Below are 21,404 nucleotides of genomic sequence, written 5' to 3'. Positions count from 1 at the left end.
TTCCGACCCCACGGTTGTGGGCCGGCGGGGTGTTACCGGCCCTGGCTCCAGCGGAACTCGATCTCGGGGTAACGGGTGGCGGGGCCGTTCAGCAGGGCCGAGGGGCGCCCGCGCAGGAACCGGTCGAAGTAGGCGCGGGTGTACGCGCGGGTCAGCTCCGTCGCGCGCCCCGGCGCGATGGTGCCGAAGAGTTCGGCGTAGACCTCGGCGGGGAGATGGGCGGCCAGCTCGCCGGGGCCGGCGGCGTGCGGCAGGTCCGTGAAGCCGAGGTGGCCGGCGCCGCCGAGGCGCAGCTGCCGGCCCCAGCCGCGCTGGTGCTCGCGCCAGCGGCTCCAGGTGTCGTGATCGGCGAGCGAGGTGAGCAGCAGGAACGGGCGGTCCAGGCCGAGTTCGGCCACCGGGGAGCCGAACAGGCCGCCGTCGAGGTCGAGGCCGGCGACGATACGGTCGTCCCGGCGGACGGCCTCGGCGGCGGCCGCGCCGCCCATCGAGTGGCCGAGCGCGCCGATCCGGCGGGGATCGGCGCCCGGCAGCCCGGGGCGGCGGGCGGTGGCGCCCGTGGTCAGCTCCGTCGCGACGAACCGCAGGTCCTCCACCCGGGCGGCGATCTCCGCGCGCTCGGCCGCGTCCCAGTCCTCCGGCGCGTCCGACAGCGCGCTGCGGACCAGCCGGCCGTCGGGGAACTCGACGGCGGCCGCGTCATAGGTGTGGTCGATCGCGGCCACCAGATAGCCGTGGGCGGCCAACTCCTCGGCCAGCGCGGTGCAGTTGCTCCGTCCGCCCTTGCGGCCGTGGCCGAGCAGCAGTAGCGGCAGCGCGCCGGGGGCGGCGGGGGCGCCGGTGCGGGCGGTGGGGCGGAGGGCGCCGATGGTGCCCGGGTTCAGCGGCAGCGCGGTCTCGATGACGGCGGCCACCCGGGCGGTGGTGTACGGCGCGCGGGGCCGGCCGGCGGTCCCGAGGGCCGGGTACCAGAGCTGGACCATGAGCTCGCGCGGCCCGGGGACGGGGGCGAACGGGTCCTGCCGGGCGCGGTCGACCAGGTGCAGGGTGACCGTACCGACCGGGCGGCCGGCGGTCGGCGCCGGGAGGTCGATCGGCCGCGGTCGGGCGGGTGTCGAGGCGGGTGCCGAGGCGGGGACCGGGGTGGCGGCCCGGGCGGCGGTGGCCGGGAGGGTGAGCGCGGCCGCGCCCAGCCCCGTGACGGCCAGCAGTGAGCGGCGCCCGATCATCGTCATCCACCCCTCGGACCAGCGTTCCTGATGGAGCTTCACCCTAGGTGGACTGGACCAATCTGGCCAGGCCGCTGTCCGGCCGGTCCTGCCGGGCGGACCGGACCAGGGCGTGGATCAGGGCGTGGACCGGGGCGTGGGCCGGGGCGCGAGCCCGGGTGCGAGGCCGGTCGTGGCCCGGGTCGGGACACCGGGGCCGACCGTGGTCGGGGCGGCGGACCCGAGTCCGGCCGTGGTCGGGGCGGCCTGCCCCGGGGCGGTCAGGCCGGCGGCGGCCGCTTTCTTGATCGCCTCGCGGATCCGCGGATAGGTGCCGCACCGGCAGATGTTCTGGATCTGGTCGATGTCGGCGTCGGTCGGGTTCGGGGTGCGGCGCAGCAGGGCGACCGCCGTCATGATCTGGCCGGGCTGGCAGAAGCCGCACTGGGCGACGTCGCACTCCAGCCAGGCCTCCTGGACGGGGTGCAGGATCTCGCCGTCGGCGAGGCCCTCGATGGTGGTGACCGCGCGGCCGGCGCAGTCCTTGACCGCGGCGGTGCACGGCTGGAACTCGGCGCCGTCCAGGTGGCTGGTGCAGGCGCGGCAGACCCCGACCCCGCAGCCGTACTTGGGACCGGTGACACCGAGCTTGTCGCGCAGGACCCAGAGCAGCGGCATGTCGTCCGGCGCCTCGACGGTGACCGGCTGCCCGTTGAGGACGAAGGTGTGGCTGGGCATGGGGAGTTGGGCCCTTCGAGAATGTCGGGGGAGGTCGGGCGGGGTCAGCGGGGCCGGAGCCGCCGGGGGAGCCGGGCGGCGGGCTCAGAAGTCGAGCGGGAAGGAGCGCGGGGCGGTGCCGGTCGCGCGGGCATAGGCGTTGGCGACCGCGGCCGAGGCCGCCGGGACGCCCAACTCGCCCGCGCCGCCCGGTGGTCCGCTCGGCGGCAGCAGATGGATCTCGACCGAGGGCGGGGTGTGCCGCTGCCGGGCGTAGCGGAAGTCGGCGAAGCTGCCCTCGCGGACGGCGCCGTGGTCGATGTGGTTGCCGGCCTGCAGGATCACCGAGATGCCGTCGATCAGCGCACCGGTCAACTGGGCCTCCAGGCCGCTGGGGTTGATCACGCGGCCGAGGTCGGCGGCGATCACCGCCCGGGTGACCCGCGGCAGGTGGGGGTCGGCGGTGTCGATCTCGACCAGGTAGGCGACCCGCCCGCCGTTCTCGTCGTGGTAGCCGATGCCCTGGGCCTGGCCGGCGGGCATCGGGCGGCCCCACCGGCCGGCCTGGGCGACCTTGTCCAGGACGGCCCGGCCCCCGGCGTCGCGCAGCCGGGCCCGGCGGAAGGCGACCGGGTCCTGGCCGAGGCGCCGGGCCAGTTCGTCCATCATGATCTCGTCGGCCACCCGGACGGTGCCCGAGTAGACCGAGCGCCAGCTGCCGGTGTGCATCTCCAGCGGTACTTCGGAGAGCAGTTGGGTCGGGATGCCGACGTTGTACGGGTTCTTCTCGCTGAGCAGGAAGAAGGCCTGGGCGAGGCTGATCCCGGCCACCGAGAGGCTGAACCCGGCGGCGGTGAGGGCCTCCCCGAGGCCGTGCCGGAAGTCGGTCTGCACGGTGGCGACCCGGTGCTCGTAGCTGAGCACCTGGCCCAGCCCGTAGGTGGCGCGGACCCGGTGGTGGCTGGCGGGGCGCATCCGGCCGTGGCGCATGTCGTCGTTGCGGGTCCACATCAGCTTGACCGGGCGGCCCGCCGCCCGGGAGATCTGGGCGGCCTCCAGCGCGGCGTCGAAGAACAGCCGCCGGCCGAACGAGCCGCCGCCGCGCACCACGTGGACGGTGACGGCGTCCTGCGGCAGGCCGAGTTCGGCGGCGATGCTCTGCTGGGCCACGATCGGGGTCTGCGAGGCGAACCAGATCTCGGCGCGGTTGGGGCGCACGTCGGCGACGGCCGTCAGCACCTCCATGGGCGCGTGGTTGACGAAGGCGAAGTCGAACTCGCCGTCCACGTACTGGGTGAGCAGCGGGGGGACGAGGAACGGGGCGTGGGCGGCGCGCAGCCGGGCCCGGATGTCGGGGTCGGAGAGCGCGGCGACCGGCCCGGGGTTCCAGGAGGTGCGCAGCGCGTCGCGGGCCTTGAGCGCTTGGTCAAAGGTTTCGGCAAGCACCGCCACGCCGGTGGGGATCTGCACCACGCCGAGGACGCCGGGCATGGTGCGGGCGGCGGAGGCGTCCAGCGTCTTCAGGGTGCCGTTGATGGTGGTCGGGCGGGCGACCACGGTCGGTACGGCGCCGGGGACGGCGAGGTCGCCGGCGTAGGTGGCGCGGCCGGTGACGATGTCACGGGCGTCGATCCGTCCGGTCCGCCGGCCCACCAGGCGCTGCTGGTCGGGGGACTTGGGGGTGGCGGGCACGGCCGGGACGGCCACGGTGGCCGCCGCGGCGGCGAGTTCGCCGTAGCCGGCCCGGCGGCCGTCGGGGGCGAGGACGGCGGAGTCGGCGGTGCGCAGCGTGTCGGCCGGCAGTGACCAGCGGCGGGCGGCGGCCGTGACCAGCCGGGCCCGGGCGGCGGCGGCCGCCGCGCGGACCGGGTCGTACAGCGAGCGTACCGAGTTGGAGGCGCCGGTGAGCTGGTTGAACAGCAGGTCGGGGCGGCCGTCGGAGAGCGGGACGTCGACATCGCCGAGCCGGGCGTCGAGTTCGTCGGCGACGAGCATCGCGATGGTGGTGGTCAGGCCCTGGCCGACCTCCAGTCGGGGGAGGTGCAGCGCGGCGCGGCCGTCGGAGCCGATCTCCAGCACCAGCAGGTGGGCGGTGGGCAGGCCGGCCACGATCAGTGCGTCGCCGAGGTCCAGGATGTCGGGGATGCCGGGCAGGCCGAGCAACTGCGGTGCGGCGGACGCCTGTTCGGCGGCGGCCGCGTGGGCGGCGGCGGGTGCGGCGGCGTCCAGGCCGGCCCGCGCGGCGATGGTGAGGGTGGGGGCGGCCAGCAGGTAGGTGAGGAAGCGGCGGCGGTCGGTGGGCGCGGCGGCACGGTCGGGGGCGGCCGGGGCGGTGTCCCGCAGGCGGTCCGAGGGTGCGACGGAGGTGCTGATGGCAGGAGCCCTTCGAGCCGGGGTCGGCTCCGGTCGGGCGGGCCTCGGCAGCCCCGGCCCCGGTGCCGGATCACGAACGCGGTCGAGCATAGGAGGGGGTTACTGGCCGGTCAACACGGGCACTTCGGTCCGGAACGGGCATCTGTGGGGATGTCGGATGGGGCGGATACGGACGGCACCGCACCGTGCGGTGGCCGCTTCGGTACCGCCGACCGGGTGAAGGCCGGTCCGTGCTCGCACGGAGGTTCATCCCTCGGGTGCGGGTGCGGTCCGGGGGCTTCGCGGCCCGGCCGGCGGTGGGTGGGCGGCCCGCTCCGGGGCGTGGGGTGCGCGCGGTCGGAGCGGTCTCGTCCGGGTGGACGGGTCCGCTCCGACCGCGCGCGGGCGTCAGCTCTCCTCGGCCACCGGGAACCCGAACCGCGCGAGCAGTTCGGCGGTGTCGAGCAGTTGGACGCCCAGGCCGGCGACCTCCGCCAGGCCCTGCTCACTGGTGCGGGAGATCGCGTCGGGAACGGCCACCACCCGGTAGTCCCGTTCGCTGGCCTGGATCAGGGTGGCCCGGGGGCAGTTCGGGAAGTTGCAGCCGACGAGGACCACGGTGTCCACGCCGTGCCGCTCCAGCAGCTCCTGCAGCGGCGTCCGGTAGAACGCGCCCCAGCGCGGTTTGAAGATCGCGTACTCGTTCGGCCCCAACTCCTGGGCCTGCCCGGCCAGCAGGAGCTCGGGGTCGAGCGGGGGCGCGTTGTCCGGAGCGAGCGCCGGGGCGAGCCGGCTCCCCTCGGAGCCGGGGGAGACCAGCTCGGTACCGGAGGCCAGCAGCGTACGGCGGACGAGGTCGGCGTTGCCGCCGCCCTTCTCGTACAGCCGGACGATGTGGACGACCGGGCGGCCGGCGGCGCGGAAGGCCTCGACCGTCCGGCGCACCTGCGGCAGGACCTCGGTCGTCCCGGGGATGCCGTAGGGGCTGTCGGAGAGGAAGTCCCGCTGCAGGTCGATGGTGACCAGGGCGGAGGACTCCGGGTGCGGCGCGAGGTGCGGGTCGGGCGTCGTCATGCCGCCTCGATGAGGTCGGCGAGGAAGCGCTGCTCGATCCGCTCGACGGTGCGGAAGTCGTCGACACTGACCTCCTGGAGGTCGATGGTGCGGCCGGAGATGCTCTCCAGCAGGTAGATGAACTCCAGGAAGTCCAGGGAGTCGATGAGGCGGCCCTCGATCAGGTCCTCCTCGCGGTCGATCTCCCGGTCCAGCTCCGGGTTCTTGGCGTTGATCCACTCGATGATCTGCTGCATGACAGCTCCTGGGAGGTTCGAAGGGGTCCGACGGCGGCGTCCGCGGTGAACGTCCGCGGTGCCGACGGCGACGGTGGAGGGACGGGGTGGCGCCGGGCTCAGTCCGCGCCGGGGGCGGTGCGGCCCACCAGCAGGCGGGCCGACTGCTCGGCCGTCGGCAGCACCTCGATGTCCGACAGGCCGGCCGCCGTCATCAGTTCGGCCATCTCGTCGGTGGTGTAGCTGCGGCCGCCGCTCCAGAGGGCGAGGGCGGAGAGGTTGTGCAGGGTGGTGAACACCGGCGCGGTGCGCGACTCCTCCAGGAAGTGGCCGTGCACCAGCACCCGGCCGCCGGGGCGCAGCGCCGCCGCCGAACGCCGGAGGATGGAGAGGCAGTTCTCCGGGCTCTCCTGGTGCAGCACGTTGGAGAGCAGGACGACGTCCGCGTCGGTGCCGAAGGCGTCCCGGTAGTAGTCGCCGGTCCGGGCGGTGACCCGGTCGGCCAGGCCGGCCTCGCCGATCACCTTGCCGGCCAGCTCGACCACCGGCGCGAGGTCGACCACCTCGGCCCGCAGCCCCTCCCAGACCCGGCAGAACGCGATGCTGTAGCTGCCCGCACCGCCGCCGACGTCGATCAGCCGGCGGGCGTCCTCGCTCGGCAGGGCCCGGGCGACGGCCTCCGCGGTACGGGAGTTGTACTCGTGCATGCCGAGGATGAAGTCCTCGACGTACGCCGGGTCGTCGGTCAGCCGCTCGCTGCGGTCCTCGACCGCGTGGCCCTGCTCCAGGGCCTGGCCGAGCCGGCCCCAGGGCTGGTACCAGCGGCCCATCACCCGCACCCAGCGCACCAGCGACTCCGGCGAACCGGTGGTCAGCAGGCGCTCGGCGGTCCGGGTGTTGCCGTACCCGCCGTCGGCGTCACGGGTCAGCAGCCGCAGGGCGGTCGCGGCGTCGAGCAGCCGCAGGGCGGAGTCCGCGGGGACGGCGCAGCGCTCGGCGACCTCCTCGACGCTCAGCGGGCCGTCGGCGAGCGCGTCGAACACCGCGAGCTCGACGGCGGCGATCAGTACCTGGGAGTGCCAGTAGCCGAACGCCAGCTGGCTGACCTGGGTCAGTCCGAGATCCAGGGCCATGAGGTCACGTCCTTTCGGAGGGGTGGGCGGGGCCGGCGGAGGCGGGGACGGCGGGCGGGTCGCCGGCCAGGGCGGCCCGGAACTCGTCGCGGAAGCGGGCGACCACCCGGCCGGCGGGCTCGACGGCGGTGATCCGGCCGGTGCCGAGGCCCGCGTACCGGGCCATGGCGTCGATCTGTCCCTCCGCCTCGACGGTGGGAGCGGCCGCGGAGCCGCGCGGCACCGGCCGGCGCACCCCCATCACGGTGGTCCAGGCGATCAGGGTGGCCGGCGGCGGCTCGGGCGTGTCGGTGACCGGGCCGCGCAGCACCCGGTGCGGGCGGCCGGGCCAGCCGATCGAGAAGCGGTCGGTGATCAGCGTGTCCGCGCCGGTGGCCGCGACGACGGCCCGCTTGTAGTCGTCGTGGGCGGCGGACTCCGCGGTGGTCACGAAGACCGTGCCGCAGAGCGCCCCGCCCGCCCCGGCCCGGAGCGCGGCCAGCAGCCCGGCGCCGTCGGTGACGGCACCGGACACCAGCGCGGGCACCTCCTGGTCGTAGGCGGCCAGCAGCTCGTCCAGCGGCCGGTCACCGAGGTGGTGGCCGCCGGCCTCGGTGCCCTGGAGGACGACGGCGTGGGCGCCCAGCGCCGCGGCGGCGGCCGCGTCGCCGGGGGTGCCGACCTGGACGAGCAGCCGGTGACCGGCGGCGAGCACCCGGCGGGCCTCGGCCTCGGGCGGCAGGCCGTAGCTGTTGAGGACGAGCTGCCGGTCGGCCGCCTCGATCAGCGCGTCGATCTGCTCCCGCAGCAGCCGGCCCGAGACCTCGGGGATCAGGTTGACGCCGAAGGTGCGCGTCGTCCGGCGGGCGGTGTCGCCGATCAGCTCGACGACCAGGGCCCGGTCGCCCTTGTAGAGCGCGACCGTGCCCAGCGCGCCCGCCCCGCTGACGGCGGCGGCCAGGGCCGGCCCGGCGATGCCGCCCATACCGGCCTGTACCAGGGGGAACTCCACCCCGAGCGCGGCGGCCCCGCGCTCGGCCGCGGCGAGCACCCCGGCCCGCTCCCCGGTGTCAGCCGCGGACATCGCGCACCCGGGCCAGGGCCTGGTCGGCGCTGCCGTGGGCGAGCAGCATGGCGTGCACCCAGCGCTCGACGCCGAACGCGGTGCAGCTGCTGTGCGCGGTCTGCCCGCCCGCGGTGATGCCGAGCCGCTCACCGAAGAAGTTGCGGTGGCGGTTGACCGAGGCGATCGCGGTGCCGTCGGTGGCGACGAACTCGTACTTCACCGGGTCCAGGGCCATCAGCTTCGCCCGGGAGCCGGTCCGGTCGTAGAACGGGTCGTTGGCGGGCTGGTAGGACAGCTCGACGCCCAGGCGCTCGGCCAGCTCCTCGATGAAGACCCGGGAGGTGGCCAGGTGGTCGCGGGCGCCGTCGGCCGAGCCGAAGTAGACGACCTCGCGCATGTGGAAGCCCCAGAGCCGGCGCAGGCCGTCGTAGTGGTCCTCGTTGCGGAAGCAGCGGCCGACGGCGGTCAGCCGCAGCTCCTCGCCGACCTCCTGGCCGGCCAGCGAGAGCAGCACGCCGTAGCAGGTGGCCGAGGGCAGTACGTAGCCGGTGGGCTCGACGGGCTGCCGGCCGGCCTCCGCACCGGCCGCCAGCTCGTCGACGGCCTGCTCGGACAGGCGTGCCGCGAGCACCCCGAGGTGGGGGAAGTTACGGAAGTAGTCGAGCTTGGCCAGGCCCTGCACGGGCAGCAGCGGCGGGCCCACCACGGCGGGTGCGGCGACCTGCTCGGCGAGGTCGGTGAAGAGCGCGTCGAGCTCCAGCAGCAGGGCGGCCCGGTCGGGTTCGAGGGCGACCAGGCCGGGGCCGGGGTCGCGCAGCCGGACGGCGGCGGGCGGGGCGGGCTCTACGGTCGATGTCATGCGGGCGGGACCTCGTTCTCGTGGCTGATCCGGTGGGTGTTCCGGTTTCGGGTGTCGCGCGTGCCGTGGCGGTCCGGCGGCCTTCGGCGTTGGGTGGCCTTCGGCGTCCGGACGGTCCTCGGCGTTCGGTGTTCGGTGGTCTTCGGTGTTCGGTGGTTGTTCGGTGGTCTTCGCGTTCAGGCGGTCTTCGGCGCGAGCACGCCGATCCGGCGGTAGAAGGCGGTGGTGCGGCTGACGATGGCGTCGTGGACGGGCCCCCGGGCCGGGTCGGCGAGCAGCCGGGTGCGGAAGGCGAACGGCTCGGGGATGCCGGCGTCGCGGTAGACGTCCACGCTGTACAGCTGCTGGATCGAGGCGTTGATGTACTTCTCGATGTACTGCCGGGCGGCGGCCAGCTCCTGCTCGTCGCCGGCCTCGCGCAGCCGGTCCCAGAGCGCCCGGACCAGCTGGGCGCCGAACGCGATGTGCCGGGACTCGTCCTGGTGGTGGACCCGGTTGATCGCCCGGATCGTCTCCGGCAGCGCGGTGTCGGCGGCCATCTTGCTGTTGAAGTGGTCGACGATCTGCTCGAAGATCAGGATCCGGCTGAAGACGATGAAGTTGTCGAACAGCGCGGAGTGCTTCTGGTCGCCGAAGCTCATCGCCCGGTTGGGGTAGAGCTTGCCGCCGTAGCGCAGGCAGAACTCGGCGAAGAACCACATGTGCTCGTTCTCCTCCCCCAGGAAGTGGTGGAAGAACGGCGTGGGGATCTCGTAGCCCGGGGCGTGGATGCGCGCCACGACCTCCTGCATCAGCTCGCGGATGCCGTGCACGTTCAGGCTGTAGAAGTTGACGCTCTCCCACTGGGCGAGTGCCAGGTACTGCTCCCGGGTGAGCTCGGCGGCGGCGTCGGTGCCGTGGACCGTCATCAGGTCCTCGCTCATCCACAGGGCGCCCTCGGGGATGCCCTCCGGCCAGTCGAAGGTCTGGTACGGGTTGTAGTACTCGTTCTCGGCGGCGGTGGTCAGGCGCTCGACGGCGGCGCTGACCTCCTCGTCCCAGATGGCGGGTGCGGTGCTGCTCATGGGTGCTGCTCCTGTGTGACGGTGGGGCTTCGGACCTTGGGCGGACGTACGCCCGGAGTGCTGCCGGGACCTTCCCGGGGAGTACGGGGAGTACGGGGACGTACGTCGGGCGTACCGGTGACGCGCTTCGGGAGGACCGGGGCGCGCCGCGGTGTGGCTTCGGGAGGAGGGTGGGGAAGGGCGGGTCAGGATCCGGCGACCGGGAGGGTGTCCAGGGCCGGCCGGCCGGCGGCGCTCTCCACGAGCAGTCGCTCGAAGGCGCGCAGCAGCCGTTCGATCTCCGGTCGGGGGATCAGCGCGGTGTCGGCCATCAGATAGAGCAGGCAGGTGTCGGGCTCATAGGTGGTGTGCAGGAAGAAGTCCGCGTCCTGGCGTTCCCAGCTGCCGATCAGCGAGACCTCGGTCTTCCCGGTCAGCGCCCGCAGCTGTTGCGCGGAGCCGTCGGTGGCCGGCAGTTGCTCCCAACGGTCGTGCAGGCGAACGTCGTTGAAGAAGGAGGAGAGTCGCAGGACACCGCCGCTCGCCTCCCGGGCCGCGTCGATCACCCCGTCGACCACCAGCGGGTCGTACTGGGCAAAGCGGTAGGCGTTCATCCCGGCGAGGAAGGTGGCGCGGATGACCTCCTCGAAGGTCGGCCTGGCCACGTCGAGCGAGAACAGCGCGTTGGCGGTCATCGCGGCCACCAGCCGGCGGCTGCGCTCGTCGTGCCGGTTGACGGCGATCAACTGCAGGACGGCGGTGCTGTTCCCGGTGTAGGTGCCGAGCAGCGCGGCGGTCCCGGCGAGCAGCACGGTGCCGGTGCTGACCCCGCAGCGGTCGGCGAGCGCGCTGGCGGCCACGGCGGTGGCGGGCGAGTTCATGCAGAGCCGGACGAAACGCTCGGACCCGCCCTTCTCCCCGCTCCCGCCCTCACTGCCGCTCCCGCCCTCGCTCCCGTCCTCGCGCTGGGCGGGCGGGAACATCGCGGGCGGCACGCTGGCCAGGGTCCGGCGCCAGTACTCGACCGACGCGGTGCCGCGGGCGGCACCTGGGCCCTCGGTCTCGAACCGCGCCTGGTCCAGCGGCTGCCAGGCCGGCGGCTCCGGCTCCTGCCCGGCCAGCAGGTCGCGCAGGTCCTGTTCGACCTGCTGCACGCCCCAGAAGTCGACGCCCAGGTGCGAGAAGACCAGGGCGACCTGGGCCGGTTCGTCCTGCTCCAGCACCAGGGCGCAGCGGAAGGGCCACTCCTCGCGGTGCCGGAAGGGCTCGGCGGCCAGCGCCCGGGAGACCTCGTCGGCGACCGCGGCGCTCTGGCCCGGCGGCGCCTCGTGGACGGGGACGGCCAGCTCGCCGGCGGCCGAGACGTACTGCACCGGCCCCTGCTCGGTCTGCTCGAACCGGGTGCGCAGCGCCTCGTGACGGGAGAGCAGTCGGCCCAGTGCCGCCTCGGCCTGAGCGACCGTCAGTCCGGGTGGCGCGGACACCACTCGGGGGATGTTGTAGTAGTGGGCGCCCTCGTCGAGCCACTGGATGGACTTCCAGATGGCGCGCTGGCCCCAGGTCATCGGGGCGCTCTCGGTCCGGTTCCCCTGGAACCGGAGGGAGCCGACGCGACGTTGTTCCATGCCTTGGCCTCTCGGGGCTGCGCTGCGTCAGGCGGCGCGGTCGGATGACGGCGTGGTGCGGGTGACGGCGTGGTGCGGTCGGGGCTGCCGCGTCCTCGGCCGGGCGCCACGGCAGTGGGGCGCCTCGGGGGTGCGGTGCGTCGTTCGGGGACGTGCGGGCAGGCCGCGCGGCCGCCACGCGCGGCCGGTTCGGCGGAGCGCGAGGCGGGGCTGTGCGGTGGGTGGGGCTGTGCCGCGGTAGGGGGCTGCGGTGCTGGTGCGCTGCGGTGCTGGGACGCTGCGGAGGTGGGGCTGGCTTGTGCGGCCTGGCCCTCGGTCCGGCTTCCAGAGGTGCGGGGCCACCGATCGGGCGGCGGCCCACGTCGACCCCGGTCCGAGGTGAAGGACGGAGGCACCGACCTGCCGGCCGGTTTGCTCCATTCCGCTTCGGACCCTAGCGACCCCCGCTTCCGGTTGTCCAGCATCTTCCGGCGGCCCGGCCGGCCGGGCCGAACCGCCGTGCCCGCCCCGGGCCGGCAGTTCCGCGAATTCCTTGACGTGACTACTGGTCTAGTCCAAGCTGATCGCGGCGCACGATCATGAGCAGCAGCGGAACAAAATCGGATGTCACCCACGCCCGCCCCTTCCGCCGACCGCCCGGGTACCCCGAGGCTCCTGCTCGCGCCGCACCGCACAGCCGCCGGTCCTGCTTCGGGGTGTCTTCCAGCACCGGTACGAACGACCGCGGTCGACGCCGCTTCACGCGTCCGCTCTCCCTGCCCGCCGGCTCGTCGGTTCGCCGGCTCCGTCCGTCCGGTTCGCGTCTCCCAGTTCACCCAGCTCGTCGGTCCAGCGGCACAGCGGCCCGTCGGCTTCGTCAGCACATCTGTCCACGGGGGTTTTCAAGGTGCCGTCTTCCGTTCCGTCTGCCGACGCCGGATGGCTCGGCAGCCGCATCAGGCGCTGGCGCGCCGTTGTCGAGCTGCTGCGCCACGCCGGTGCCGGTCTGCTCGTGCCGGCCGTACTCGTCCACCTCGTGGTCGGACTGCTGCCGATCGCGTTCATCGCCTGGACCAGCCGCGTCATCGCGGAGATCCCGGCCGCCGCGGCGGCCGGGGGCACCGCGGGGGCGGCCTGGGAGAAGGTCGCCTCGGCGCTCGGCATCGCCGTCGGGGCCTTCGTCCTGCAGCAGTTGCTGACCCCGTTCCAGACCGTGATCAGTGAGGTGGTCACCCGCCGGGTCGACGGCGCCTGCATCGGCCGGCTGATGGACGGCGCGCTGAACGACCTGCCCGCGGCGGAGCTGGAACGGCAGGACGTGCTCGACCTGCTCTCGGACGCCCGCAGCGCGTTCGACCGGGCCCGGCCCACCCCGGGCGACGCCGCCGCCGGGGCCCTGGCGCTGGTCGCCCGCTACGCCCAACTGGCCGGTGCCGCCGTCATGGTGACGGTCACGCTCGGTATCGCCCCCGGGGTCATGGTGGCCGTCACCGCGCTGGTCATCCGCTTCGGCCAGCGCGGCTCGCTCGGGCGCTTCGCGACCCTGCTGGGGTCGCTGGCCGGCCCGCGCCGCCGGGTCGGCTACCTGCGCCGCGCCGCCGGCGGGCCCGAACTCGCCAAGGAGACCAGGATGCTGGGGCTGCTGCCCTGGCTGCTGGGCCGCCACGAGCAGGAGGCCCGCGACTACCTGGAGCCGCTCTGGACGGGGCGTCGCCGGCTGCTCTTCTGGCCCTTCGTCGGCCTCGCGGTGGTCGGGCTGCTCGGCGGCGGCGCCGCGCTCGTCGTCCTGGCCCGCAGCGGAGCCGACGGCACGCTGTCGCTGCTCCAGCTCTCGGTGGCCCTCCAGGCCGTCCTGATCCCGATGCGCTTCGGCGTCTACTTCCCGGAGAGCGACGTCCAGACCCAGTACGGGCTGGCGGCCTACGACTCGCTGGTCCGCTTCGAGGCCCTGGCGCGGGCCCGCGTCCCCGTGCCGCGCACCGCCCTGGACGGCCCGGCCGCCGAAGGGCCGCCCGCCGTCGACGGTCCGATCCGCTTCGAGGGCGTGGCCTTCCGCTACCAGGAGGACGGTCCCGATGTGCTGCGCGGGCTGGAGTTGGAGCTGCTGCCCGGCCGGTCCACCGCGATCGTCGGGCTCAACGGCTCCGGCAAGACCACCCTGGTGAAGCTGCTGGCCGGGCTCCACCAGCCCACCGGGGGCCGGATCACCGCCGCCGGCACCGACCTCGCCGGGCTGTCCGCCGCCGACTGGCAGCGCCGGATCGCCGTCATCTTCCAGGACTTCACGCGCTACCAGCTCACCGCCGCCGAGAACATCGGGATGGGCCGCCCGGAGCTGCTCGGCGACCGCGCGGCGCTGCTCGCCGCCGCCGAACGGGCCGGTGCGGCCGAGATCGTCGAGCGGCTCCCGAAGGGTCTGGACACCGTCCTGTCCACCCAGTACGAGGGCGGCAGCGACCTCTCCGGCGGGCAGTGGCAACGCATCGCGCTGTCGCGCGCGCTGCTCGCGGTGGACGCCGGGGCCTCGCTGCTGATCCTCGACGAGCCCACCGCGCAACTCGACGTCCGGGCCGAAGCGGCCTTCTTCGACCGCTTCCTGGAGATGACCGAGGGCATCACCAGCGTCATCATCGCGCACCGCTTCTCCAGCGTGCGGCGCGCGGACCGGATCGTCGTGCTGGCCGACGGCGGCGTGGTGGAGAGCGGCACCCACGAGGAGTTGATGGAGCTCGACGGCCGTTACGCCGAGCTGTTCAGGATCCAGGCGGAGCGGTTCGCGCGCGACGAGGACTCCGGTGGGAGCTCCGGCGACGACCGGGCCGAAGGACAGGAAGAGGACCGCACCATGCGCCCGGTGGGTGCCCGATGACCACACTGTTCCACGCCGTGCGCCGCCTGCTGCGGCTCGCCGCGCACTGCGACTCCCGCCGGCTGACCCACGCCGTCCTGCTGATGACCGTCGGCTACCTGGCCACGCCGCTGATCGCGGTGAGCCTCAAGGAGCTGACCACGGCCGCCATCGAGGGCACCGGACCGGCCGCCACCTGGCTGGCGCTGACCACCGCCCTGCTGCTGGTCGTCGAACTGACGATGAATCACTTCGCCCATCTCTCCTACTTCGAGCTGGGCGAGCTGGAGGAGCTCAGCCTCCAGGCCGAGGTGATCTCGATCGCCCACGGCGACCGCGGTCTGGAGAAGCTGGACCGCGCCGATGTCGCCGACGCCCTCACCCTGATCCGCGAGGAGCTGCCGCGCACCAGGGCCGCGCTCGAAGCGGTGCTCCAACTCGGCGGCCTGGGGCTGCAGATGGCCGTCACCGCGGTGCTGCTCGGCCTGCTCAACCCGTGGCTGCTGCTGCTCCCGCTGTTCGCCGTGGTGCCGGTGCTGGTCGGCAACCGGGCCCAACTCCTGGTCGACCGCGGCAAGGAGGCCACCGCGCCGGAGAACCGGCTGGGCCGGCACCTGCTCGAACTCGCCACCACCCACGCCTCCGTCAAGGAGGTCCGGCTGTCCGGCGCCGCGTCGGTGCTCATCGAGCGCCACGGCCGTGACTGGCGGCGGGCCACCGGCACCCTGGCCCGCGCCCACGCGAAGGCCGGACTGCTGCGCGCCGCAGGCCAGTTGGCCTTCGCCGCCGCGTACGGCGGAGCGATCTACCTGGTCGCCCGGCAGACCGTGAACGCCGGGGTGGGCGCCGGTATCGGCGACGTCATCCTGGTCATCACGCTCGCGGCGCAGGTCAGCCTGCAGGTCTCCAGCGCGCTCACGCTGCTCTCGGTGCTGCAGGGCGCCGGCCGCACCCTGCAGCGGCTGGACGGGCTGCGCGAGCCGCGCCCGGAGGTCGCGCCGGCCGGTGTCGTCCCCGAGGCCATGACGGCCGGCATCCGGCTGGAGGGCGTCACCTTCCGGTACCCGGGCCAGGAGCGACCGGTGCTGGACGACGTCACCCTGGACATCCCGGCGGGCGCCGCGCTCGCCGTCGTCGGTGAGAACGGGGCCGGCAAGAGCACCCTGGTCAAGCTGCTGTGCGGGCTCTACCGGCCCACCGCCGGCCGGATCCTGGTCGACGGTGTCGACCTGGAGGAGTGCGACCCGCAGCTCTGGCAGCGCCGGGTGGCCACCCTGTTCCAGGACTTCGCCCGGCTGGAGCTGCGACTGCGGGACAACGTGGGCATCGGGGACCTGGAGCGGCTGGACGACGACGCCGCGCTCGCGCAGGTGCTGGAGGCCGCCGACTGCGGCGCGGCACTGGCCCGCGTCGACGGCGACCTCGACGGGCTGCTCGGCCGTGGCTACGGCGACGGGGCCGAGCTGTCCGGCGGGCAGTGGCAGAAGCTCGGTCTGGCCCGGGCGCTGATGCGCCGTCGCCCGCTGCTGGTGGCGCTCGACGAACCGGCCTCGGCCCTGGACGCGACCGCCGAGCACGCCCTGTTCGAGCGCTTCGCCGACCTCGCCGCGCAGGCCCGGGCCGACACCGGCGCGATCACCCTCCTGGTGTCGCACCGCTTCTCCACGGTGCGGATGGCGGACCTGATCGTGGTGCTGGAGGGCGGGCGGGTGTCGCAGGTCGGCAGCCATGCCGAACTCGCGGCCGAGGCCGGCCTGTACGCCGAGCTCTACCGTTTGCAGGCGCGCGTCTACCGGTGAGCGGACGGGGGCGGGACCGTTCTCCCGCCCCCGTCGTCCGGGGCCGCGCCCGCCCTCGCCGTCCCCGGCCGTCCCCGCTGTCCCGAACCGGCGGACCGGGCCTCCCGCTCCCAAGTGGCCCACTCCCATAGAAGATCACTGGCTCTTTCCAGCGGTACACCTGCTCCCTAGCATTGATCCTGTCAGTGCGACCGAGCGGCCGACGGCCGCCCGACCCGGGAGAGTTGTGTCGATTCGTTCCATTCCGCCGGCCGGGGCCCGACGGACCCTCGCCGCCGCCCAGCTGATCAGCTCGATCGGCGACGGCGCCTACTTCACCTGCTCGGCCCTCTACTTCACCCGCATCGTGGGGCTCTCGCCCGCCCGGCTGGGCCTCGGCCTCGCCGTGGCCTGGGCGGTCGGGTCGCTGGCGGGAGTCCCGCTCGGCCACCTCGCCGACCGGCGCGGGCCGCGGGGCACGGCGGTGCTGCTGGCCGTCGCCACCGGCGCGGTCGTCGCCTCCTTCCTGGTGGTCCAGTCCTTCGCGGCGTTCCTGGTCGCGGCCTCCCTGTACGCCACCACGCAGTCCGGGCTCACCGCCGCGCGCCAGGCGCTGATCGGCGGCCTGGTGACCCGTGCGGAGCGCACGGCCCTGCTCGCCCGGCTGCAGTCGACGCTCAACGCCGGCCTGGCGCTCGGCGCGGCGCTCGGCGGTGTCGTCCTGACGGTCGGGACGAGGGCGGCCTTCCTCGCCGCCTTCCTGGTCACCGCGCTGGGGTTCCTGTCGGCCGGGCTGATGCTGCTGCGGCTGCCCGTGGTGGCGCCCGGCCGCGACCTGACGGGCGCCGCGCCCAAGCTGGAGGTCCTCTCCGACCAGCCGTTCGCCGTCGTGACGCTGCTCAACACCGTGCTGCTGCTGCGGATGCCGCTGCTCAGCCTGGTGATTCCGCTCTGGATCGCCGACCGGGCGCCCGGGCTCGGCTGGCTGGGTTCGGCCCTGTTCGTCCTCAACACGCTCGGGGTGATGCTGTTCCAGGTGCGGGTGGCCCGCCGTGTCACCGGGCTGCGGACGGCCTCGCGATCCGTGCGCGAGGCCGGGTTCGTCCTGCTCGCCTCCTGCGGGGTCTTCGCCCTGGCGGCGGCCGGGGGTCTGCCGCTCTGGGCGCTGGGCGCACTGCTGGTCGCTGCGGCGGTGCTCCAGGTCGCCGGTGAGCTGCGGCAGTCGGCCGGCTCCTGGCAGATCGCCTTCGACCTGGCGCCGGCCCATCAGACCGGCCAGTACCAGGGGTTCTTCGGTTCGGGTGTGGCGGTGGCCCGTACGGTCGGACCGCTGCTGCTCACCACGCTGCTGCTGACCTGGGGCGTGCCCGGCTGGCTGCTGCTGGGCGGGCTCTTCGCGGCGGCCGGCTGGGCGATGGGGCCGGCGGTGCGGTGGGCGGAGCGCCGGCGCCCGGGAGCGGCGGCGGCGAGCGAGGCCGGGGGCGAGGCGCCGGAGGCCGTGCCCGCGCGGGCCTGACCGGCGCCTGACCGGCCGTCACCGGTCCCGTCGCGCCCGCCTGTACCGCTCCCGCCTGTCCTGTCCTGCCGGTCCCGTCGCGAGGTGGCGATGTACGGTCACGGTGCGGTGGATTTTGCGCCAGATCCTGCTCCGATACCGGAAATCGCCGGACAGATGACGTCACGTCAGAAGAATCTACGACCGTACGTGGTCTTCCCCTCCCGAGCACCGGCTGCCAGGCTGACCGGGTTTGCAGAACCGGAGGAGGTTACGTGTCCCGTATCACCAGTCTTGCGCTGGCGGTCGCCAGCGCGTTCGCGCTCGTCGCCGGTACCGCCGTCGCCGCGTCGGCGGCGCCGGATCCGGGTCCGGCGGCCGCCGAGGCCCGGGTCGATCCGGTCGCCTGGACACCGTGCAATCCCGACCCGTCCCAACCGGACCCGGGAATCTACGACTGTGCCGTCTACCCCGTGCCGCTGGACTACGCGGACCCGTCCGGCGAGAAGATCGGCATCGCCATGCTGCGCCGGCGCGCCGGCGACCCGGCGAAGCGGATCGGCTCACTGTTCCTCAACCCCGGCGGCCCGGGCGGCAGCGGCTACCTCTGGGCGACCACCAGCCGCTTCGAGCCCGAGGTCCAGGCCCGCTTCGACCTGGTCGGCTTCGACCCGCGCGGCGTCGGCCGGAGCAACCCGCTGAAGTGCTTCACCACCGACGAGGAGGCCAACGGCGTCTTCGACCGGCTGGTCGGGGTGCCGGTCACCAAGGCCGAGATCGACGGCACGCTGGCCGCCACCCGGGAGTACACCGACGCCTGCGACCGCAACGCCGGCCCGCTGATCGAGCACATGTCGACCGAGAACGTGGTCCGCGACCTCGACCGGATGCGCCGGGGGGTCGGTGACCGTCGGCTCAGCTTCGCCGGGTTCTCCTACGGCACGCTGATCGGCGCCACCTACGCCAACATGTACCCCGACAAGGTCCGGGCGCTGATCATCGACGGCAACGTCGACCCGAATCTGCGGCTGCACAACGGCCTCGAGTACGACAAGCAGCGCGCGGACGGCTTCGAACTCGCCCTGGACGAGTACCTGAAGCGGTGCAAGGCGGCCGGCGCGCCGCGCTGCGCCTTCGGCACCGGCGACACCCGGGCCAGGTTCGACGCGATCCGCGACCACCTGCGCACCTCCCCGGTCACCCTGCCGAACGGCACCCAGGTGACGCTGTCCAGCTTCACCAGCCAGGTCGCCAACGCGCTCTACGCGCAGAGCCGGCAGGCACCGCTGGCCATCTCGCTGCAGGCGCTGGACGACGTGCTCCGGCAGCAGAAGGCCCCCGCCCTGGCGGCGCCGAAGAACGCGGACGACGCCAACGTCCTGGCCGTGACCGTGCCCGCGGCGCTGCGCGAGGCCCCGGCGGACACCCCGTACTCGGCCGACGACTCCTACTACGGCGTCAACTGCCAGGACAAGCCCTACCCGTCCAACCCGCGGGTCTTCGCCAACGCGGCCCGCTCCTGGGAGCGCGACGCGCCGACCTTCGGCCGCTACCAGGCCTTCGACGCACCCGCCTGCGCGACCTGGCCGGCTCCGGCGCGCGACGTCGAGCGGTACACCGGCCCGTGGAACCGGCGGACCGCCACCCCGGTGATGGTGATCGGCAACACCTTCGACCCGGCCACCCAGTACACCTTCGCCAAGCGCATGCAGCGCCAGCTCGGCAGCGCCGTCCTGGTCAGCGTCGACGTGATCGAGCACTGCGCGGTCGGCCGCAGCACGGAGCTGAACAAGCTGGTCACCTCGTACCTGGTGAACCAGGCGGTGCCGGCCCCCGGCAGGCTCCTCAAGCCGGATGCCGACGCCTTCCCGCCGGTGGCCTGACCGCACCCCGACGGCCGGTCCCTGACGGCCCGCACCCGACCGATCGCCGGCCCCCTGCCCCCGTGGCAGGGGGCCGGTGCTCCGTCCGGCCCGGACACCGGGTAAGTTTCTCTTCGGAACTCACTCAGTACGGAAAGGGAACCCGCAGATGACCACGGAGACCGGCCGACCGGACCCGCAGCAGACCTGGACCGCCGTCGACAGCTACTTCAACGGCCTGCTGGTCGAGGAGGACGCCGCCCTGCTCGCCGCCGTCGCCGACAGCGAGGCGGCCGGTCTGCCCCCGCACCAGGTGGCGCCCAACCAGGGCAAGCTGCTCGCCCTGCTGGCCCGCGTGCACGGCGCCCGCCGGGTGCTGGAGATCGGCACCCTCGGCGGCTACAGCACCATCTGGCTCGCCCGCGCGCTGCCCGAGGGCGGCCGGGTGGTCACCCTGGAGGCCGACGAGCGGTGCGCCGCCGTCGCCGGCCGGAACATCGAACGGGCCGGCCTCGCCGGGATCGTGGAACTCCGCACCGGCCGGGCCCTGGACACCCTGCCGCAACTGGAGCAGGAGGTCGGCGAGCCCTTCGACCTGGTCTTCATCGACGCCGACAAGCCCAGCAACCCGGCCTACCTGGAGTGGGCGCTGCGCCTCACCCGGCCCGGCAGCCTGATCATCGGCGACAACGTGGTCCGCGACGGAGCCGTCACCGACCCGGCCAGCACCGACCCGCGCGTCCAGGGCGTCCGCACCTTCACCGAACAGATCGCCGCACACCCCCGCCTGACCGCCACCGCCGTGCAGACCGTCGGCGAGAAGGGCTACGACGGCTTCGTCCTCGCCCTGGTCACCGCCTGACGACGACCGGGGCGGCGCGCCGCCGGGCGTCCCTCGTCAGAGGTCCGTCAGGGGAACGGACGGGTCGGCGAGCGTCTTCGGGTCCACCGTCCGGCCGGTGCGGACGAGGTCGCGGATCGGGTCGGTGACGTCCCAGACGTTCACGTTCATGCCCGCGAGCACCCTGCCGTCGGTGAGCCAGAACGCGATGAACTCGCGGGTGGCGGGGTCGCCGCGGAAGACCACCCGGTCGTAGCCGCCGGGCTCGACGTAGCCGGTGTACTCCATGCCCAGGTCGTACTGGTCGGTGAAGAAGTACGGAACCCGGTCGTAGGCCGCGTCCTGTCCGAGCATCGCGCGGGCGGCGGTCTGCGGCTGGTTCAGCGCGTTGGCCCAGTGCTCGACCCGGATGTGGCGGCCGAACAGGGGGTGGAAGGCGTTGGCGACATCGCCCGCCGCGTAGATGTCCGGGTCGGAGGTGCGCAGGTGCTGGTCGGTCTTCACCCCGTTGTCGAGCTCCAGCCCGGCCGAGGCGGCGAGCGCCGTGTCGGGGGCGATGCCGATGCCGACGATCACCGTGTCCGCCGCCACCGTCGTGCCGTCCGCGAGCCGGACGCCGGTGACCGTGCCGTCCTTGCCGGTCAGCTCCTCGACCTGGGCGCCGAACCGCAGGTCCACCCCGTGGTCGCGGTGCAGGTCGGCGAAGACCTGCGCGACCTCGCGGCCGAGCACCCGCAGCAGGGGGAGCTCGGCCGCCTCCAGCACGGTGACCTCGGCGCCCGCCGTCCGCGCCGCGGCCGCCGTCTCCAGGCCGATCCAGCCGGCCCCGATCACCGCGACCCGGGCACCCGGCGTCAGCGCCGCCCTGATCCGGTCGCTGTCCTCGACCCGGCGCAGGTAGTGCACGCCCTCCTGGTCCGCGCCGGGCACGGGCAGCCGGCGCGGCACCGAACCGGTGGTGAGCAGCAGCTTCGCGTACTCGATCCGGCCGTCGTCGGCGAGTGTGACGGTGTGCGCGGCCGGGTCGACCGAGGTGACGGCGGTGCCCAGACGCAGCGTCACGTCGTGGTCGGCGTACCACTGCGGCGGGTGGACGTAGATCTTCTCGCGCGGCGTCTTGCCCAGCAGGTAGCCCTTGGAGAGCGGCGGCCGTTCGTAGGGCCGCTCGTGCTCGGCGCCGATCAGGACGATGCCGCCCTGGTGACCGGCCTCGCGCAGGGCCTCGGCCGCCTTCGCACCGCCCAGGGAGGCGCCGACGATGACGTACGGACGCTCGCGCCCGCTGCCGTCGGCCGTTCCTGCAGTGTCCGTGGTCATGCTGAACCCCTCG

15 protein-coding genes and 1 pseudogene are annotated in these 21,404 nt (G+C 74.1%); 5 read left to right on the top strand and 11 right to left on the bottom strand.

Annotation, left to right across the window (positions count from 1 at the left end):
* Window positions 1–32: 32 nt before the first annotated feature.
* From ACIQTO_RS28300 to ACIQTO_RS28255, 10 genes and pseudogenes are all read right to left on the bottom strand, one after another.
* Window positions 33–1,271: an alpha/beta hydrolase family protein gene (locus ACIQTO_RS28300; protein WP_402393608.1), complete on the bottom strand. Its 1,239-nt coding sequence runs from the start codon at window positions 1,269–1,271 to the stop codon at window positions 33–35.
* Window positions 1,272–1,499: 228 nt separating this feature from the next.
* Window positions 1,500–1,946, bottom strand: a pseudogene (locus ACIQTO_RS28295) ((2Fe-2S)-binding protein); the annotation flags it as partial.
* An 84-nt stretch (window positions 1,947–2,030) separates the two neighbouring features.
* Window positions 2,031–4,388 carry a molybdopterin cofactor-binding domain-containing protein gene (locus ACIQTO_RS28290; protein WP_402393605.1) on the bottom strand — a complete coding sequence of 786 codons (2,358 nt, stop codon included), beginning with the start codon at window positions 4,386–4,388 and terminating at the stop codon, window positions 2,031–2,033.
* A 297-nt stretch (window positions 4,389–4,685) separates the two neighbouring features.
* Complete coding sequence (locus ACIQTO_RS28285; RefSeq protein ID WP_402393602.1) at window positions 4,686–5,351, bottom strand: cysteine hydrolase family protein; 666 nt, start codon at window positions 5,349–5,351, stop codon at window positions 4,686–4,688.
* Window positions 5,348–5,587 (bottom strand): acyl carrier protein, encoded by a 240-nt coding sequence (locus ACIQTO_RS28280; protein ID WP_329491118.1) that lies wholly within the window; start codon window positions 5,585–5,587, stop codon window positions 5,348–5,350. Before ACIQTO_RS28280 ends, ACIQTO_RS28285 begins: the two co-directional genes overlap by 4 nt.
* Window positions 5,588–5,685: 98 nt before the next feature.
* The gene (locus ACIQTO_RS28275; protein WP_402393599.1) at window positions 5,686–6,699 is read right to left on the bottom strand and encodes a class I SAM-dependent methyltransferase; all 1,014 of its coding nucleotides are present in this window, start codon (window positions 6,697–6,699) and stop codon (window positions 5,686–5,688) included.
* 4 nt (window positions 6,700–6,703) lie between these two features.
* Window positions 6,704–7,762 carry an NAD(P)H-dependent flavin oxidoreductase gene (locus tag ACIQTO_RS28270; protein ID WP_402393597.1) on the bottom strand — a complete coding sequence of 353 codons (1,059 nt, stop codon included), beginning with the start codon at window positions 7,760–7,762 and terminating at the stop codon, window positions 6,704–6,706.
* The gene (locus tag ACIQTO_RS28265) at window positions 7,749–8,603 is read right to left on the bottom strand and encodes an aminoacyl--tRNA ligase-related protein (protein WP_402393594.1); all 855 of its coding nucleotides are present in this window, start codon (window positions 8,601–8,603) and stop codon (window positions 7,749–7,751) included. The genes ACIQTO_RS28270 and ACIQTO_RS28265 overlap by 14 nt, the downstream gene beginning before the upstream one ends.
* 176 nt (window positions 8,604–8,779) lie before the next feature.
* The gene (locus ACIQTO_RS28260) at window positions 8,780–9,667 is read right to left on the bottom strand and encodes a diiron oxygenase (RefSeq protein WP_402393591.1); all 888 of its coding nucleotides are present in this window, start codon (window positions 9,665–9,667) and stop codon (window positions 8,780–8,782) included.
* A gap of 185 nt (window positions 9,668–9,852) precedes the next feature.
* Window positions 9,853–11,271 carry a condensation domain-containing protein gene (locus ACIQTO_RS28255; protein WP_402393588.1) on the bottom strand — a complete coding sequence of 473 codons (1,419 nt, stop codon included), beginning with the start codon at window positions 11,269–11,271 and terminating at the stop codon, window positions 9,853–9,855.
* Between the two features lie 886 nt (window positions 11,272–12,157).
* Between ACIQTO_RS28255 and ACIQTO_RS28250 the strand changes: the two genes are divergently transcribed.
* From ACIQTO_RS28250 to ACIQTO_RS28230, 5 genes are all read left to right on the top strand, one after another.
* A complete protein-coding gene (locus ACIQTO_RS28250; protein ID WP_402393587.1) occupies window positions 12,158–14,119 on the top strand; it encodes an ABC transporter ATP-binding protein in 1,962 nt (653 codons plus the stop codon).
* Window positions 14,116–15,897, top strand: a complete 1,782-nt coding sequence (locus ACIQTO_RS28245) for an ATP-binding cassette domain-containing protein (RefSeq protein WP_402393584.1) — start codon at window positions 14,116–14,118, stop codon at window positions 15,895–15,897. Before ACIQTO_RS28250 ends, ACIQTO_RS28245 begins: the two co-directional genes overlap by 4 nt.
* A 226-nt stretch (window positions 15,898–16,123) precedes the next feature.
* Complete coding sequence (locus ACIQTO_RS28240) at window positions 16,124–17,392, top strand: MFS transporter (RefSeq protein ID WP_402393581.1); 1,269 nt, start codon at window positions 16,124–16,126, stop codon at window positions 17,390–17,392.
* 254 nt (window positions 17,393–17,646) lie between these two features.
* The gene (locus ACIQTO_RS28235; RefSeq protein WP_402393579.1) at window positions 17,647–19,254 is read left to right on the top strand and encodes an alpha/beta hydrolase; all 1,608 of its coding nucleotides are present in this window, start codon (window positions 17,647–17,649) and stop codon (window positions 19,252–19,254) included.
* Window positions 19,255–19,402: 148 nt separating this feature from the next.
* Complete coding sequence (locus tag ACIQTO_RS28230) at window positions 19,403–20,095, top strand: O-methyltransferase (RefSeq protein ID WP_402393576.1); 693 nt, start codon at window positions 19,403–19,405, stop codon at window positions 20,093–20,095.
* A gap of 36 nt (window positions 20,096–20,131) precedes the next feature.
* Here ACIQTO_RS28230 and ACIQTO_RS28225 read toward each other — a convergent pair whose 3' ends face one another.
* Entirely contained in the window at window positions 20,132–21,391 is a 1,260-nt protein-coding gene (locus tag ACIQTO_RS28225; RefSeq protein ID WP_402393573.1) for an NAD(P)/FAD-dependent oxidoreductase, read from the bottom strand.
* Window positions 21,392–21,404 lie beyond the last annotated feature (13 nt).

It is taken from the genome of Kitasatospora sp. NPDC091207 (assembly GCF_044768625.1).
In the GTDB taxonomy this organism is placed as follows: Bacteria; Actinomycetota; Actinomycetes; order Streptomycetales; family Streptomycetaceae; genus Kitasatospora.
The sequence above is the reverse complement of the archived record's forward strand: the minus strand, read 5'-3'. Positions and strand labels throughout refer to the sequence as shown.